A 14,111-nucleotide genomic window follows, 5' to 3' on the forward strand; every position below is an offset into this window, starting at 1 on the left:
CCGGCAGTCATGGATCCCGGATCGAGTCCGGGATGACATCCCTCAAGCCGTCGGCCGCCCGCCAAAGATCGCGGTTCCCACGCGAACCATGGTGGCGCCGGCCTCGATGGCGGCTTCCAGGTCGGCCGTCATGCCCATGGACAGGGTATCCACCGCCAGCCCGGCCTCGCGCAACTCCTCGAACAGCGCCTTGGCGCGCAGGTGAACGGCCTTCTGCGCGGCGAAATCGGCCGCCGGCTCGGGGATCGTCATCAGGCCGCGCAGGGTGATCCGGGGCAGCTCGGCGATCTGCTGGGCGAGGGTGAGCGTTTCGCCGGGGCTGGCCCCCGCCTTGGTGGCGCCGCCGTCGATATTGACCTGGATGCACACCTGCAGCGGCGCCATGCCTTCGGGCCGCTGCTCTGACAGCCGCTGGGCGATCTTGAGGCGATCCACCGTATGGGCCCAGTCGAAATTCGCGGCCACCAGACGGGTCTTGTTGCTCTGGATCGGGCCTACGCAATGCCATTGCAAGGGAAGATCCCGCAGCAGGGCGATCTTCTCCACCGCTTCCTGGATGTAGTTCTCGCCAAAGGCCGTCTGCCCCGCCGAAAACGCCTCTCGCACCGCTTCGGGGCCGAAGGTTTTGGATACGGCGAGCAACGTGACTTCATTCACGGGGCGTTGCGCACCTGCACAAGCCGCGGCTATCCGCTCATGAACTCGTTGGAGGTTGCTTTGAATCGTGGTCATAATTGGTCAATGGTCGAGCTGCGCGCAGCGCGGCTCACCTGACATTACCAAGAAGAGGGACTTGTGGATATTACCCAGCTGCTCGCATTCAGCGTCAAGAACAAGGCTTCCGACCTGCACCTGTCAGCCGGCCTGCCCCCCATGATCCGGGTTCATGGCGACGTGCGGCGGATCAACGTCGACGCGCTGGACCACAAGCAGGTCCACGCCATGGTGTACGACATCATGAACGACACCCAGCGCAAGACCTACGAAGAGTTCCTCGAGGTCGATTTCTCGTTCGAGATCGACGGCCTGGCGCGTTTCCGGGTCAACGCCTTCAACCAGAACCGCGGCGCGGGTGCGGTATTTCGGACCATTCCGTCCAAAATCCTTACGCTCGAGCAGCTGAACGCCCCCAAAATCTTCGCTGACCTGGCGCTCAAGCCGCGCGGCATGGTGCTGGTCACCGGGCCCACCGGCTCGGGCAAGTCCACAACCCTGGCCGCGATGGTGAACTACCTGAACGAAACCGAATACGGCCACATCCTCACGGTGGAAGACCCCATCGAGTTCGTGCACGAATCCAAGAAATGCCTGATCAACCAGCGCGAAGTGGGGCAGATGACGCTGTCGTTCGCCGCCGCCCTGAAGTCGGCGCTGCGGGAAGACCCGGACGCGATCCTGGTGGGCGAAATGCGCGACCTGGAAACCATCCGGCTGGCCATGACGGCGGCGGAAACCGGCCACCTGGTGTTCGGCACCCTGCACACGTCCAGCGCCGCCAAGACGGTGGACCGGATCATCGACGTGTTCCCGGCCGAGGAAAAGGAAATGGTGCGGGCCATGCTGTCCGAATCGCTGCAGGCGGTGGTCTCCCAGACGCTGTGCAAGACCAAGGACGGCGCGGGCCGGGTCGCGGCGCACGAGATCATGATCGGCACGTCGGCCATCCGCAACCTGATCCGCGAAGCCAAGGTCGCGCAGATGTACTCGGCCATCCAGACCGGCAACAACTTCGGCATGCAGACGCTGGACCAGAACCTGACGGAGCTGGTCAAGCGCAACCAGATCAGCCCGGCCGAGGCCCGTAGCAAGGCCAAGATCCCCGAGAACTTCCCCGGATAAATGCAATTGAAGGACCGCCATGGAACGCGACCAGGCCAGTAAATTCATCAACGACCTGCTCAAGCTGATGGTCAGCCGCAATGGCAGCGACCTCTTCATCACCGGCGATTTTCCGCCGGCGATCAAGGTCGACGGCAAGGTCACCAAGGTCTCGCCGCAGCCGCTCAACGCGGGCCACACGCTGGCCCTGGCACGTTCGATCATGAACGACAAGCAGGCGGCCGAATTCGAGCGTACCAAGGAGTGCAACTTCGCCATCTCGCCGCCGGGCATCGGGCGCTTCCGCGTCAACGCCTTCGTGCAGCAGGGCAAGGTGGGCATGGTGCTGCGGGTGATCCCGCAGATCCTGCCGACCATCGACGGCCTGGGCGTGCCGCAGGTGCTCAAGGAAGTGGTGATGTCCAAGCGCGGCCTCACCATCCTGGTCGGCTCCACCGGCTCGGGCAAGTCCACCACGCTGGCGGCCATGATCGACTGGCGCAACGAGAACTCGCAGGGCCACATCATCACGATCGAGGACCCGGTGGAGTTCGTGCATCCGCACAAGAATTGCGTCGTGACCCAGCGCGAAGTGGGCCTGGACACCGACAGCTGGGAAGCGGCCCTGAAGAACACGCTGCGCCAGGCGCCCGACGTCATCCTGATGGGCGAAATCCGCGACCGCGAGACCATGGAACACGCGATCGCCTTCGCCGAAACCGGTCACCTGTGCATGGCCACCTTGCACGCCAACAGCGCCAACCAGGCCCTGGACCGGGTGATCAACTTCTTCCCCGAAGAACGCCGGGCCCAGCTGCTGATGGATCTCTCGCTCAACCTCAAGGCCTTCATCTCGCAGCGGCTGGTGCCCAAGCAGGATGGCAAGGGCCGCGGCGCGGCGGTGGAGATCATGTTGAACACGCCGCTGGTTTCCGACCTGATCTTCAAGGGTGAGGTCTCGGAGATCAAGGAAGTCATGAAGAAGAGCCGCAACCTGGGCATGCAGACCTTCGACCAGGCGCTCTTCGACATGTTCGAGGCCAACATCATCACGTTCGAGGACGCGCTGCGAAACGCCGACTCGGTGAACGACCTGCGGCTGCAGATCAAGCTGAACAGCCAACGCGCCAAGAGCTCCGACCTGTCCGCCGGCACGGAGCATTTCGCCATCGTTTAATGTTTAATGTCGGGATGAGCAGCACCAATCCCAAGACATACGAACCCACCCCCGCACGCAAGGTCGCATTCCTCGGCCTGGGCGTGATGGGCTTTCCCATGGCCGGCCACCTCGCACTGGCCGGCCACGACGTCACGGTGTTCAACCGCAGCGCTGCCAAGGCCAAGGCCTGGACCGGTGAATTCAAGGGCAGCTCCGCCGCGACGCCGCGCGAAGCCGCCGCGGGCCGCGACCTGGTGTTCTGTTGCGTGGGCAACGATGACGACCTGCGCTCTGTCGTATTCGGTGCGGACGGCGCCTTCGCCGGCATGAAGCCCGGCACCGTCTTCATCGATCACACCACGGCTTCGGCCAATGTGGCGCGCGAGCTCTACGCCAAGGCGATGGCGCTGCGCCTGCAGTTCGTCGATGCGCCTGTGTCGGGTGGCCAGGCAGGCGCGCAGAACGGCTTGCTCACGGTGATGTGCGGCGGCGACAAGGCGGCCTTCGATGCCGCCCGGCCGGCGGCGATGGCGTTTTCGCGGGCCTTCACGCTGCTGGGCAAAAGCGGCGCCGGCCAGCTCGCCAAGATGGTCAACCAGATCGCCATCGCGGGGCTGGTGCAGGGTTTGTCGGAAGCCATCGCCTTCGGCCAGAAATCCGGGCTGGACATGGTCCAGGTGCTGGAAGTGATCGGCAAGGGCGCCGCGCAGAGCTGGCAGATGGACAACCGCGGCAAGACCATGATCGAAGGCAAGTTCGACTTCGGCTTCGCCGTCGATTGGATGCGCAAGGACCTGGGGCTGGTGCTGGATGAAGCCAAGCGCAATGGCGCCCGGCTGCCGGTCACGGCCCTGGTCGACCAGTTCTACGCCGACGTCCAGGCCATGGGCGGCCGGCGCTGGGACACCTCCAGCCTGATCAAGCGGCTGAAAGACTAGCGCTAGCGCTGAGTGCCCGCCGGTGCCAGCGGCGGCAGGGGCGTGGGCGTCACTGAGGGGGCGGTGGTGGGTGAGGCGGCAGGCTGGGCCGGCTCAGCGACGGCGGCGGCGGCGGGCGCAACTGCCGCTGCCGCAGGTGCCACAGGGGCCGCACTCGGCCTGGCCTGCCGTGGCGCCAGGCGCAGCAGGTCTTCCTCGCTGAGGGTCTCGAAGATCCGCACCACGCGCTGCACGCCGGGAATGGTGCGCACCATCTGGGTCGCACGGTCGGCTTCGCGCTGGGTCACTCGTCCCATCAGGTACACCGTGCCGCGCTCGGTCACCACCTTGAACGCGGTGACGTAGAGGTCCCTGGCATCGACCAGGGAGGCGCGCACCTTGGCCGTCACCAGGGTGTCGGCCGAGCGTTGTGCCAGCGTGGTGCTGCTCATGACGGCCAGCTCGTTGACGATGCCCTTCACGTTGTCGACGCGCGATATGACCTGCTCGGCGGTTTGCTTGGCCGCCTCGTTGGGGACCTCGCCCGTCAAGAGGACCTGCCGGTTGAAGCTGTTGATATTGACGTGGACCGCGCCCAGGGTTTCGCGCAGGCGGGCGGCGCCGCGCAGTTCGATGGCCTCGTCGTCCAGCTGCGCGCCCGGGGTGCGCCTGTCCAGGGTGACCATCGCGCCCACGGCTGCGCCGCCGATGATCAGCGGCGCGCAGCCCGACAGCGCAACGGCGAGCGTTGCGGCTGCCAGCGAGGTCAGCACCAGGGATTTGCCATTCGAATTCATGTAGGGGTTTCCTGTTCTCCGAGGAGTTGCGCATCCACGCCGTCGCAGATGCAGTGCAGCGCCAGGATATGGACTTCCTGGATGCGCGCGGTACGCTCGTGCGGCACGCAGATATGTACGTCGGTCTCGCGCAGGGCCTGGGTCATTTTTCCGCCGCCGCGGCCGGTCAGCGCCACGACGGTCATTTCGCGTTCGTGAGCGGCTTCGATGGCGGCCAATACGTTGGCCGAGTTGCCGCTCGTGGACAGTGCCAGCAACACGTCGCCCGCTTGCCCCAGCGCGCGCACCTGCTTGGAGAAGATGCGCTCGTAGTCGTAGTCGTTGGCGATGGCAGTGAGGATCGAGCTGTCGGTGGTGAGCGCTATCGCGCCCAGTTCGGGCCGTTCGCGCTCGAACCGGCCGACGAACTCCGCCGAGAAATGTTGGGCGTCGGCAGCCGAGCCGCCGTTGCCGCAAGCAAGGACCTTGCCGCCGCTGGTGACGCAGGCCAGGATGGCCTGCACAGCGGCCGCGATCGGCTTGCTCAAGGATTGGGCCGACTGGTACTTGAGGTCGGCGCTGTCGATGAAGTGCTGTTGGATGCGTTGTTCGAGCATGGTTGGGGATGATAACCGGCCGGTGTGTGCCCAGGATCAATCACCCTTTCACGACTCCCAATCGCGATTGAGTAGCGCCGCCAGCATCAACGCTGGTGCAGCACCAGCTTGGATTCGGTGTTGACGTTGGCTTTGCTGGCAACCATCGCAATTTCATAACGCGTGCCGGGAACCAGGAACCGTGGACTGAAGTTGAACGAGAAATTACCGTTCGCATCTGCTTGCAGCGTCTGAGAATAAACCTGCTGCGCCACGCTGAATCCACCGGGAACCGGTGCGATGGCGTCCACCTTGATCGTCACTGAAGCGAAAGGCGCCGTACGCCCTTGCACTTGTGTGGTGCCACCCGTTATCTGCGCGTTGTTGGCATGGTTCAGCACCTGGAGCGGAACGGTCGCGGGCGCGGCCGCCGCTACCTCAAAGCTCCATTCTTTGCGAACGGTGTTGCCGGCACGATCTCGTGCGGAGACGTCCACCGAATGCCGACCTGGGGGCAAGTTGGCACGCAGCGCGAAAGAGTTCGAAGTGATCTGAGCGTCAGAAGTGACATTGCGCCCAGACAAATTGATACGTACCGTAGCCGGGTCCACGCCGCTGCCGCCTCGGTCCTCGAAGTTCGCGGAAATCTGGATGTTTGGCCCCGCGGGGATGATTTCGCCCTCGCGCGGGGCAAGATTGACGAGGTTGGGGGGACGATTGTCGTTCGAGGGCTGGGCCACTTGCAACTGCAGGTTGGCGGTGACGACCCGGTCGCCGGCCCGAAGTGTCGCGACCATGGGTCGGGACAGATTCAGGTTGTCGGAGCGTCGGAGTGTGTAGCTTCCTTCGTAGTGGCCGGGGCGGACCTCTCGCAGCGCGATGTCGTTCTCAATACCTGGCAGGTCGACGCGCACCGTTGCGCCGGGAAATCCATCCAGGGCGAATCGCAAGTCTGCGCCGGGTTCGATACGGTCCAGCGGAGCCAACGTGAACCGTTCGATCACGAAGGGCGCTGAAGGCGGCGACGGAGGTGTGGGGCCCGCAACCGGTCCCTGGTCCGACATTACCTCAGCCAGCGTGTAGGTCGCCGCTCCGGAGCGGTTATCCGAGCGAAGAACGGCTCGGATCTCGCTATCGCTCTCGATGCGATCACCGCGCTTGAGGACGTAGCGGCCGACGTAGAGGCCGCGTGCCACTTCTCTCAGCTCAATCCGCTCCCTGAGACCACTGATACGCAGCACGGCGCGGGCGCGGGGCGTGCCCATCACCCTGAACGTGAGCCGCGTGCCAGGTTCCAAGTCGCCGTCGGACCTGACCTCCACAGAGCGCACCTCGGGCGACGCGTTTTGCGCCAGTGCCGTTGCCGGAGACGCGACGATAGCCAAGACACAGGGCACCATCAGGAAGAGGGAAGCCACGTGATTGCGAAGGTGTTTTTTCATTGGAGTTCCTGCGGTAGAGAGGGGGACGGGCAACGGACACAAGGGGTCCATCTCCCCATCCGAACTGCTGAGTTACATTGTTCATCGCCTGCTCAGCCGCAGCCGTAGGAGCGCACGCCCTTGATGAGTCAGGGCTTGTGCTCTTCGCGCGGCGTGCTGAGACGGTCAGCGGTCACCGCCGGTCAGTAACGATACGGATCTTCCGGGAAGCGGTCGTGCCGGTTGCGAACGCCATCGCCGTCGCGATCGCGGTCGTCCATGTTCATGATGCCGTCGCGGTCGAGGTCGCCGTATGGACCATAGAGGCGCGCAAAGCGACGCTGGTTGCGCGGGCTGTCCGGATCGTGGATATTGGCGATGCCGTCGCCGTCGTGATCGCCATTCGGGCCGCGGCGTTGCCAGCCGTGCGAATCAGAGCGCCCACTATCGTCCTCGTACCGGTGCTGGCCGTAGTGGCTTGGTGCTGGCACATAGACCGGCTGAGGCTCCACGTATACGGGGCGCGGAGCGACGTAAACGGGCCTGGGCTGCACGTACACCGGCGCCGGCTGCACGTAGACACCGGGCGCATGGACACCGACGGAAAAGTACACGTCGCTGCGGGCGTGCGCGGCCGAGGCCGCACCGAGAGCGCCCAAGACAAGTCCGGCCGCAGCGAGCGATTTCGTGGAAATGAACCGTTTCATGAGAGCTCCTTGGATTGGCATGAATCACATCGTGCGCGTGCGTGCATGAACGCAAGCTGAACGACTTACAAAAAGGCGAGATTGCCGCCGGGCTCCAGCACTTGCCCGCTAACCGGGTCCATCAGGATCACCCTGACTTCGCCTTGGGCGGTGACCACCTTGACCCGCCACGCCGGACGCCGCGCGACTTCTGATGGCTCCACAGAAAGCACGCGCGCGTTGGTCAGGCGTTGAGCTGCGGCAGCGGCGTCGTCTCGGCTGAGGTTGGCCCAGGCCGGGGCCGCGGCCGCCAATAGGACGGCGTAGATCGGGATGATGAGCAAGTTCATCTGCAGTGGGATCAGCCAGAGTTTGGACCGCATAGTTACCGCCCAACAGGATCAACAGACACCCGCACTTGCAGGCTCGGGCCGGGGTGCTCGTGCATCAGCGTCGTGAAGTGCTGACCACAGTACTCGTAGAAGACGTGGTACCCGGCAAGCGCAAGGCGTTTCATGGAGGCTCCTTCGGTTGGTATGGAACACATCTTGCCCGCGACCATGTGAACGCTACCTGAACGAATGCCAGGTTAAGAAGAGAGAGGCAGTGGGAAAGGCAGCATCCGACGGGCGAAAGAACTCTCGCTAAACCTAGAGTCCAGGTGGCCATGAATGCGGCTGCGGCATGGGGCCGCATTAGTCTTCTGACCGACCGGCGCGTCACATCCGATTTACATGAGTGCCACGCATGGAATTGCACAAAACATGTGCCTATTAGAGTAATAATCGTGCATGTCCGAAACCGACGACCAGGAAAACGACAAGACCACGCCGCCGGGGCGCCGGTCTGGAACCGGCTCGGCCAGCGTCGCTCGCTTCCTGGTCAGATCCCGCGCCACGAAACCGCAGGTGCCGGTGCAGCCCGAAGACCAGCAAGCGCCGGAAAGTGACGGGGAAGGCAAGGGCGGGGACTAGGCGGGCTTCGCGCTGCCGCGCTTATCCAGTTTGCGCTTGGGATAGCCCGGCAGATTGGCGCCGTGCGCGACCAGAAATTCCGTGATGAGGCTGCGCACCACCTGGGAGGGCGTGGTTTCCTGGATTTCGCAGGTGGCGGCGAGCGCCGCCTTCTTGCCGGCATCGATCAGTACCGAGATTCTGGCTGTTTTTCTTTGCATGGTGGTTGGATCGCGTCATGCATGGCGAGTGCCCGCAACAACTGCAATGGTTTGCGGGGGTAGCTCAGGCGACCGCCGGCTCAGCGAGCCGGGGCCAACTCGTAGGAGCCGAAGACTTCACGCGCCGAGCGGGTCTCGGGCAGCACGTAGACAACCCCAGCCGTTCCCCTGAAAGCCGGAACCACCACGTTGTCGAAGAACTTCACCGGCACATTGATGCAGCCATAGGTGATGCGCCGGTCCGATGGCGTGCGGCTGTCGAGGCGCTGCAACCGGCGCTCCTTGGGGGCGGTGGCGATGACACGGTGCAGCGCGATGGCCGCGTCGTAGTCGATCCAGAGGATCTCGTCGCCCTTGAGGCTGCGCTCCAGCGTGGCGACGAAACGGCCGGCCGGTGTCGTGCGTTCCTCCGGGCGGATCGTGGACATCTTGCGGCTGCCGATGCCCGGCACCGAGTGATCGCCCAGCGCCAGGCCGAGCAGGGCGGGGGCGGCGCCCTGCAGGCGGCCGTGGGCATCGAAGACGAAGACCCTGCCGGCGACCTTGTCGACGATCACGAAGGGCATGGCCTTGTGATCGCCGGAATCGACGGCCCAGTCGGCAACGTGGCGCGCGTCGGCCGACGGACTTTCTTTTGCGAAGTCCGCACCGGCCGCATGCGCGGCCAGGCCGGCGGCCGCCAGGACCAGCGCGATGATGGCGTGACGCATGTCTTGCGGGCCGCCTAGTTGCGGAAGGGTTTCGCGGGGCGCACGGGCGCGGCGTAAGGCACCGGCGGCGCTTCGATGGCCGCCGGCCGTGCGGCCGGTGCCGGCGGGGTCTCGGCTTGCACCACCACCAGATCCACCGGCAGGGGCGCGGCCGGTGCGACCACCAGCAGCGTCGCGGGTGCCCGCAGCAGCATGGGAGCGACGACGAAGGGCGCGAACTGCGGCATGACCTGCTCGGAGCCGTCAGGCAGCAGCACGACCGGCGGCGGAACGATCATCACCGGGACGGGCACGGGGACGACGGGCACCGGCAGCGGCAAGGGCAGGAGGTCACCCGTGGTCTTGGCGACCACCGGCCCGCAGCATGAGGCTGGCAGCGCGAAAGCCGCAGAGCCCGGCCCTCCCAGCGTATAGCCGGTGAAGCTGATGGTCTTGCCCAGGCCCGCGGCCGGGTTGTCGAAGTTGGCGACGCTGCCGGGTCCCGCCACCAGCGTGACGCCGGCGGGGCTGCCCTTGAGGCCCGCCAGCACGGTGCCAGTGCTGCCATCGAAGGATTTGCTGCCGCCGGCGGCGAACACCAGCATCTGCTGCGTCAGCACGGCGCCCGGGTTGAAATTACCCGAATAATCCGTCGGGGCCGTGTACGAGATGGGGTTGTACCGGATGGTCACGGGCGCGTTCGGGCCGGTGACGGTAGCTTGCGGCGTCAGGGGCGTGAACACCACCGTGCCGCCGCCGACTCCCGGGCCCGTGCCGCCGTTGCCAGCGCTCAGCACCAGGCCGGGCAGCAGGCCCAGGCTCTGCGACGGGATGCTGCTGCCGCGGGTCAGCACCAGAGGGGCACTGATGACGATGTCGTTGGCCGCGCAGACGGTGATGTTCCCGTCGGTGGTCGACATGGCCGCTGCCACGTTGGCATTGCGGCCGGCACTCAGCAGCACGCTGCCATTGGTGGTGCTGATCGCGGCGTTGACGTTGGCGTCGCGACCGCAGCACACCACCAGGTTGCCGTTGGTGGCGGTGATCGCCTGGTTGATGTTCACGTCCCGCGTGGCGTTCAGCGTCAGGGTCGTGGTGCTCGGCGTAGCCGTCCAGCTCACGGCCTCGTTCACGTGGATATCGCCGTTGGCCTCGGTCGCCGTGTGCAGGTTGGTCACCGGCGGCGTCCCAGCCACCGTTGCATCGGGCCCGGTCGCAGTGGTGATGGTGACGCTGTTGGTCACCAGCAGGGCGGACAAGGTGCCTCCGCTGATGTTGTCGGTGGCGCCGCTCCCGATGGTGAAGTCCTGCGGGTCGATCAGCCATTCGCCGGTGCGGCCCAGCGCCGAGGCGGTGGTCACGCGGGCGTTGTTCTGGATCTTCACGTACGCCGCCGAGGTTTCGATGAAACCGCCGTCGCCTCCGTTGGGCGCGCTGGCATCCAGCGTGCCGCCCACGTTCATGGTGCCGCTTTGCATGTCGCCCAGCAGCTTGATGACACCATTGCGACTGGAGATGGTCTGCGCCTGGATCACACCGGTGTTGTTGACGACCGTTGACAGCAGATTGCCCGCCGCCTGCGCCGTCATGAGAACCAGCCCGCCGTCGGCCCGGATGAGGCCGCCGTTTTGGACCAGGGCGTTCACTGCTCCCTGGTCCACGGTGACGTTGAGTAGATTGCCACCCATCACGTCCAGCGTGACGGCATTGCCCGCGGCAAGGGCCACGGTGCCAAGCCGGGCCGAGATCACACCCCGGTTGCCAATGCTGGTTCCGACCAGCGCCACGTAGCCGCCGTCGGCGTTGATGGTGCCCTGATTCAGGACCTCACCACTGCCGGTGCCGCTGAAACTGTATCGCCCGGCCATGAAGTTGGCATCGCTGATGTTCAGGGTGGACGCGACCAGCCCGCCGACGTTGACCGAGGCGCCGCTGCCGAACAGGATGCCGTTCGGGTTGACCAGGAACACCTTGCCGTTGGAGGACAGGTTGCCGAAGATGCCGGACGCATCGGCACCCGTCACCCGGTTGAGCGTCACCGAGCTGCTGTTGGGCTGCACGAACTGGACGGTCTCGCCGGCTGCGATGCCGAAGCTTTGCCAGTTCAAGACGCCGTTCTGGCTGGTCTGGTTGACGGTGGTCCTGGCGCCGCTGCTGGAGATAGTGGCGCCGCCGGCAGCGACCACGCCGCCCGCGGGCGCCGCATGGCTGGCCGCGCCGAAAGACATCATTAGGCAGGCGGCCAGCGCCTGGAGCGCGAAGGGCGCGCGCGCCGGTGAGTTGGTGTGGTTCATGGTGAATCGCCTTATCAGAAGTACTTGACCAGCTGGACCCAGAAGCGGCCAGACTTGTCCGGGGACGAGGTCGCGACGCCGCTCCCCAGCTTGTGTGCGTAATAGGCACGCACCATGAAGTTGCCGGGCTCGCCCCAGTTCACGCCGACGCCGGCGCCGTTCAGGGTCCGGCGGTTGCTCCCGGCAACCCAGGGGTTCTTGTTCAGGGTGACGGTGCCGCTGTCGACAAAGGCGACCAGTTGCATGTGCCCAGGCATCTGCGGCGAAAACTTGGGCAGGTCCATCCGGCCTTCGAGCGTGGCCACGAAGCCCTGGTCGGCATAGGCCTCGCCTTCCGGGTAGGCGCGCACCGCATTCATGCCGCCCAGTTCCATCTTCTCGGAGACATCGAGGTTCTTCGACGCGAGCTGGCCGTTGATGCCGGCATAGACCGAGAAGGGCCCGCCCACGCTTTGCAGCCGCATGGCGCTGAACGAAAGCTTGTTGAAGTGGCCGTTGGTGCGCGCCGTGAGCGCATCCGCAGCCAGCGCCGCGGGTGTCTCGATGTCGAGCTTGCCCGCCGACCAGGTGAGCGAGTAGGAGCTCAGGCCGCCTCCGCCCAGGCTGTCGCGGTGATCGCCGAAGACGCTGGCCATCAGGACACCCGACTTCTTGTCGGTCGCCGAGGGCACCGAGTCCACCTTGTCCTCGAAGGTCTTGGCGTCGTAGGCCAGCTGGACGTAGACGTTGTCGTTGCGCGAACGGACCAGGGGGTACCTACCGTAGACGCTCACGATCTCCGCCGTGCCATGGGCCTGCAGGCTCTCGAATTCCTTGCCCAGCGAATAGTCGAGCCTGCTGTAGGCCACGCCGACCTGGCCCCGGCCGGCTTGCAATTGGTAGGACGCACGGGCGTATTTCAGGCCGTGGCCCGACGTCAGCACGCGCAGGCTGGCCACGTCGCCCAGGCCCAGCGGGTTGTTCACGTTGACGGTCGCGCCGATGCGGTACACGCCGGTGTAGCGATTCCCGCCATTGTCGGCATCGATGCTGCCCGTCACGCGCTGGCCCGGGGTGACATCGACGAGAAGGTCGGAGGTGCCAGGGGCGGCGCCGGGAACCAGAGTGGACTTGACGTTCACGCCGGGCTGGTCCGATAGGAGCAGCAGGCGGCTCTCGACCGCGGGCGTGGCGATCGGGTCGCCGCTATTCAGGCCGCCCAGCAGATTGAGTGCCACGCCATCCGACAGGTTGGACTGGTTGTTCAGCGCGACCTTGCCGTACCGGCCTTCGCTCACGGCGATGGTGACGGCGTTGTCCTTGATGTCCTGCGCTGGCAGGAAGGCCTGCGCAGCGAAGTAGCCGTTGCGGCGATAGTGTTCGGTGATCCGCGCGGCCATGGCCTGCAGATCGGCAAGCGACAGCTCACCGCCGGGCGCGAAGCCGGTGAGCGCGATCAGATCGGCTTCGGAGTACAGGCTCGCGCCCGTCACCCGCAGCGTCCTGACCACAATCTTCACTTGGCTGGCCGCAGCGGGCGCGGTCGGTGCGGCCCGCTGCTCGATGCGGATTTCCGGTGCGGGCCGTGGTGGCACCGGCGCTGGCGGGATTTGCTGGATCTGCCCGCCGGCGCTGGGAGGTTGCTGGGCAAGGGCGCCCGAGGACAGGGCCAGCAGCGCGAAAGGCCACAGGGATACGCGAACGCGTTGGTTTCTTTTCATTGAAATCCGTCTTCTGCTAGCTGGTGGGCGGGGTCTTAGTTGCGATAGGGCTTGGGCTCGCGCATCGGGGCCACGTAGGTCTGGACGGGCGCCGCAGGCGCTGCCACGACGGCTGCGGACGCCGCCGGCGGCGGTGCCGGCGGAGCAGCCACCACCACCGGGGCCGGTTCCACGTACACCTGCGCAGGCGCAGGCGCAGCTGCACGCGGTGCCGGCGAGCCGCCGAAGCGGTAGACCAAGCCCACCGACACCATGTCGGCGTGCCCCTTGTTGCCTACCGCGTCCCTGATGCGATAGCGCTCGGCTTCGACGCGCATGGCCCATGACTCGGTGAAGTCGTACATCAGGCCGGCGCCAACCTTGTAGTTGGTGGAGCGCTGGCTGGGATTGGCGTCCGCGTAGGGAACGGATGCCGCCCCGGTGGAGCTGAAACGCCCGTTGGTGCGGGTCGATGTCACGCCCACGCGGCCCAGCGCCGACAGCTTGTCGGTGAGGGGCCAGAGCCCGACCAGGTCGAGGTTCACGCCCTTGATGCGGACGTCGCCGGTCAGGCTGCCGGCAGGAACGGTCCTGGCCGTGTAGCCGAAGCTACCCAGATCGAAGAAGCCGGCTTCCACGGCGAAGTTGCGATTGAGCTGGTAGCCGCCGAAGATCTTGTAGCCGTGATCGTGGTCGCGGTCATCGATCGAACTGGTGGCCAGGCCCTGCCCGAGCAGGCCATTCGTGATTCGTTCATCGTCGATGGTCGCGTCGGTGCGGCCGACATTGGCGCCCGCGTACCAGCCGGTGTTCTGGGCGATCGCCGGCGTAGCCAGCAACGCCACCAGCGCTGCCACACCCAGCATGACTGAAGTCTTTGTGAATTTCATGTTGTTCTCTTC

15 protein-coding genes and 1 pseudogene are annotated in these 14,111 nt (G+C 65.6%); 4 read left to right on the top strand and 12 right to left on the bottom strand.

The window, feature by feature from the left end; genetic code table 11:
• Positions 1–42: 42 nt before the first annotated feature.
• The gene (locus HNE04_RS22605) at positions 43–732 is read right to left on the bottom strand and encodes a YggS family pyridoxal phosphate-dependent enzyme (RefSeq protein ID WP_172224349.1); all 690 of its coding nucleotides are present in this window, start codon (positions 730–732) and stop codon (positions 43–45) included.
• 63 nt (positions 733–795) lie between these two features.
• Between HNE04_RS22605 and HNE04_RS22610 the strand changes: the two genes are divergently transcribed.
• The 3 genes from HNE04_RS22610 to HNE04_RS22620 are packed head-to-tail and all read left to right on the top strand — an operon-like array spanning position 796 to position 3,915.
• Positions 796–1,839, top strand: a complete 1,044-nt coding sequence (locus HNE04_RS22610; RefSeq protein WP_172224352.1) for a type IV pilus twitching motility protein PilT — start codon at positions 796–798, stop codon at positions 1,837–1,839.
• Between the two features lie 19 nt (positions 1,840–1,858).
• Positions 1,859–2,995 carry a PilT/PilU family type 4a pilus ATPase gene (locus tag HNE04_RS22615; protein ID WP_172224355.1) on the top strand — a complete coding sequence of 379 codons (1,137 nt, stop codon included), beginning with the start codon at positions 1,859–1,861 and terminating at the stop codon, positions 2,993–2,995.
• A 14-nt stretch (positions 2,996–3,009) separates the two neighbouring features.
• Positions 3,010–3,915, top strand: coding sequence for an NAD(P)-dependent oxidoreductase (locus tag HNE04_RS22620; RefSeq protein ID WP_172224358.1), 906 nt, complete (start codon positions 3,010–3,012; stop codon positions 3,913–3,915).
• A 140-nt stretch (positions 3,916–4,055) separates the two neighbouring features.
• On the opposite strand, the pseudogene HNE04_RS22625 reads toward HNE04_RS22620, so the two are convergent.
• The 6 genes and pseudogenes from HNE04_RS22625 to HNE04_RS28345 all read right to left on the bottom strand — a co-directional run.
• Positions 4,056–4,691 (bottom strand): annotated as a pseudogene (locus tag HNE04_RS22625) (BON domain-containing protein); the annotation flags it as partial.
• Positions 4,688–5,287 carry a phosphoheptose isomerase gene (locus HNE04_RS22630; RefSeq protein WP_172224364.1) on the bottom strand — a complete coding sequence of 200 codons (600 nt, stop codon included), beginning with the start codon at positions 5,285–5,287 and terminating at the stop codon, positions 4,688–4,690. The pseudogene HNE04_RS22625 and the gene HNE04_RS22630, both read right to left, overlap by 4 nt.
• Before the next feature lie 86 nt (positions 5,288–5,373).
• Positions 5,374–6,708, bottom strand: a complete 1,335-nt coding sequence (locus HNE04_RS22635; RefSeq protein WP_172224367.1) for an Ig-like domain-containing protein — start codon at positions 6,706–6,708, stop codon at positions 5,374–5,376.
• 182 nt (positions 6,709–6,890) lie between these two features.
• A complete protein-coding gene (locus HNE04_RS22640) occupies positions 6,891–7,394 on the bottom strand; it encodes a PXPV repeat protein (protein WP_172224370.1) in 504 nt (167 codons plus the stop codon).
• A 65-nt stretch (positions 7,395–7,459) separates the two neighbouring features.
• Entirely contained in the window at positions 7,460–7,756 is a 297-nt protein-coding gene (locus tag HNE04_RS22645; protein WP_235965314.1) for a PepSY domain-containing protein, read from the bottom strand.
• Between the two features lie 2 nt (positions 7,757–7,758).
• Positions 7,759–7,890: a hypothetical protein gene (locus tag HNE04_RS28345; RefSeq protein WP_268904944.1), complete on the bottom strand. Its 132-nt coding sequence runs from the start codon at positions 7,888–7,890 to the stop codon at positions 7,759–7,761.
• Positions 7,891–8,164: 274 nt separating this feature from the next.
• Between HNE04_RS28345 and HNE04_RS22650 the strand changes: the two genes are divergently transcribed.
• Positions 8,165–8,347, top strand: a complete 183-nt coding sequence (locus HNE04_RS22650; RefSeq protein WP_172224373.1) for a hypothetical protein — start codon at positions 8,165–8,167, stop codon at positions 8,345–8,347.
• On the opposite strand, the gene HNE04_RS22655 is transcribed toward HNE04_RS22650, so the two are convergent.
• The 5 genes from HNE04_RS22655 to HNE04_RS22675 all read right to left on the bottom strand — a co-directional run bounded on the left by HNE04_RS22655 (position 8,344) and on the right by HNE04_RS22675 (position 14,099).
• Positions 8,344–8,547, bottom strand: a complete 204-nt coding sequence (locus tag HNE04_RS22655; RefSeq protein ID WP_172224376.1) for a CopG family transcriptional regulator — start codon at positions 8,545–8,547, stop codon at positions 8,344–8,346. The two genes, HNE04_RS22650 and HNE04_RS22655, sit on opposite strands and share 4 nt — an antisense overlap.
• A gap of 80 nt (positions 8,548–8,627) precedes the next feature.
• Positions 8,628–9,257 (bottom strand): hypothetical protein, encoded by a 630-nt coding sequence (locus HNE04_RS22660; protein WP_207717691.1) that lies wholly within the window; start codon positions 9,255–9,257, stop codon positions 8,628–8,630.
• 14 nt (positions 9,258–9,271) lie between these two features.
• The gene (locus tag HNE04_RS22665) at positions 9,272–11,530 is read right to left on the bottom strand and encodes a two-partner secretion domain-containing protein (RefSeq protein ID WP_172224379.1); all 2,259 of its coding nucleotides are present in this window, start codon (positions 11,528–11,530) and stop codon (positions 9,272–9,274) included.
• A gap of 14 nt (positions 11,531–11,544) precedes the next feature.
• Positions 11,545–13,230, bottom strand: a complete 1,686-nt coding sequence (locus HNE04_RS22670; RefSeq protein ID WP_172224382.1) for a ShlB/FhaC/HecB family hemolysin secretion/activation protein — start codon at positions 13,228–13,230, stop codon at positions 11,545–11,547.
• Between the two features lie 35 nt (positions 13,231–13,265).
• The gene (locus tag HNE04_RS22675) at positions 13,266–14,099 is read right to left on the bottom strand and encodes an outer membrane beta-barrel protein (RefSeq protein WP_172224385.1); all 834 of its coding nucleotides are present in this window, start codon (positions 14,097–14,099) and stop codon (positions 13,266–13,268) included.
• Positions 14,100–14,111: the final 12 nt, after the last annotated feature.

The sequence above is a fragment of the Caenimonas soli genome, assembly GCF_013155545.1.
In the GTDB taxonomy this organism is placed as follows: domain Bacteria; phylum Pseudomonadota; class Gammaproteobacteria; order Burkholderiales; family Burkholderiaceae_C; genus Ramlibacter; species Ramlibacter soli.

What these genes read in the sequence shown, in the direction of transcription:
- HNE04_RS22605 (WP_172224349.1), bottom strand. Translation starts at nt 732, where the DNA reads ATGACCACGATTCAAAGCAACCTCCAACGAGTTCATGAGCGGATAGCC.
- HNE04_RS22615 (WP_172224355.1), top strand. Translation starts at nt 1,859, where the DNA reads ATGGAACGCGACCAGGCCAGTAAATTCATCAACGACCTGCTCAAGCTG.
- HNE04_RS22620 (WP_172224358.1), top strand. Translation starts at nt 3,010, where the DNA reads ATGAGCAGCACCAATCCCAAGACATACGAACCCACCCCCGCACGCAAG.
- HNE04_RS22630 (WP_172224364.1), bottom strand. Translation starts at nt 5,287, where the DNA reads ATGCTCGAACAACGCATCCAACAGCACTTCATCGACAGCGCCGACCTC.
- HNE04_RS22635 (WP_172224367.1), bottom strand. Translation starts at nt 6,708, where the DNA reads ATGAAAAAACACCTTCGCAATCACGTGGCTTCCCTCTTCCTGATGGTG.
- HNE04_RS22640 (WP_172224370.1), bottom strand. Translation starts at nt 7,394, where the DNA reads ATGAAACGGTTCATTTCCACGAAATCGCTCGCTGCGGCCGGACTTGTC.
- HNE04_RS22645 (WP_235965314.1), bottom strand. Translation starts at nt 7,756, where the DNA reads ATGCGGTCCAAACTCTGGCTGATCCCACTGCAGATGAACTTGCTCATC.
- HNE04_RS28345 (WP_268904944.1), bottom strand. Translation starts at nt 7,890, where the DNA reads ATGAAACGCCTTGCGCTTGCCGGGTACCACGTCTTCTACGAGTACTGT.
- HNE04_RS22650 (WP_172224373.1), top strand. Translation starts at nt 8,165, where the DNA reads ATGTCCGAAACCGACGACCAGGAAAACGACAAGACCACGCCGCCGGGG.
- HNE04_RS22655 (WP_172224376.1), bottom strand. Translation starts at nt 8,547, where the DNA reads ATGCAAAGAAAAACAGCCAGAATCTCGGTACTGATCGATGCCGGCAAG.
- HNE04_RS22660 (WP_207717691.1), bottom strand. Translation starts at nt 9,257, where the DNA reads ATGCGTCACGCCATCATCGCGCTGGTCCTGGCGGCCGCCGGCCTGGCC.
- HNE04_RS22665 (WP_172224379.1), bottom strand. Translation starts at nt 11,530, where the DNA reads ATGAACCACACCAACTCACCGGCGCGCGCGCCCTTCGCGCTCCAGGCG.
- HNE04_RS22670 (WP_172224382.1), bottom strand. Translation starts at nt 13,230, where the DNA reads ATGAAAAGAAACCAACGCGTTCGCGTATCCCTGTGGCCTTTCGCGCTG.
- HNE04_RS22675 (WP_172224385.1), bottom strand. Translation starts at nt 14,099, where the DNA reads ATGAAATTCACAAAGACTTCAGTCATGCTGGGTGTGGCAGCGCTGGTG.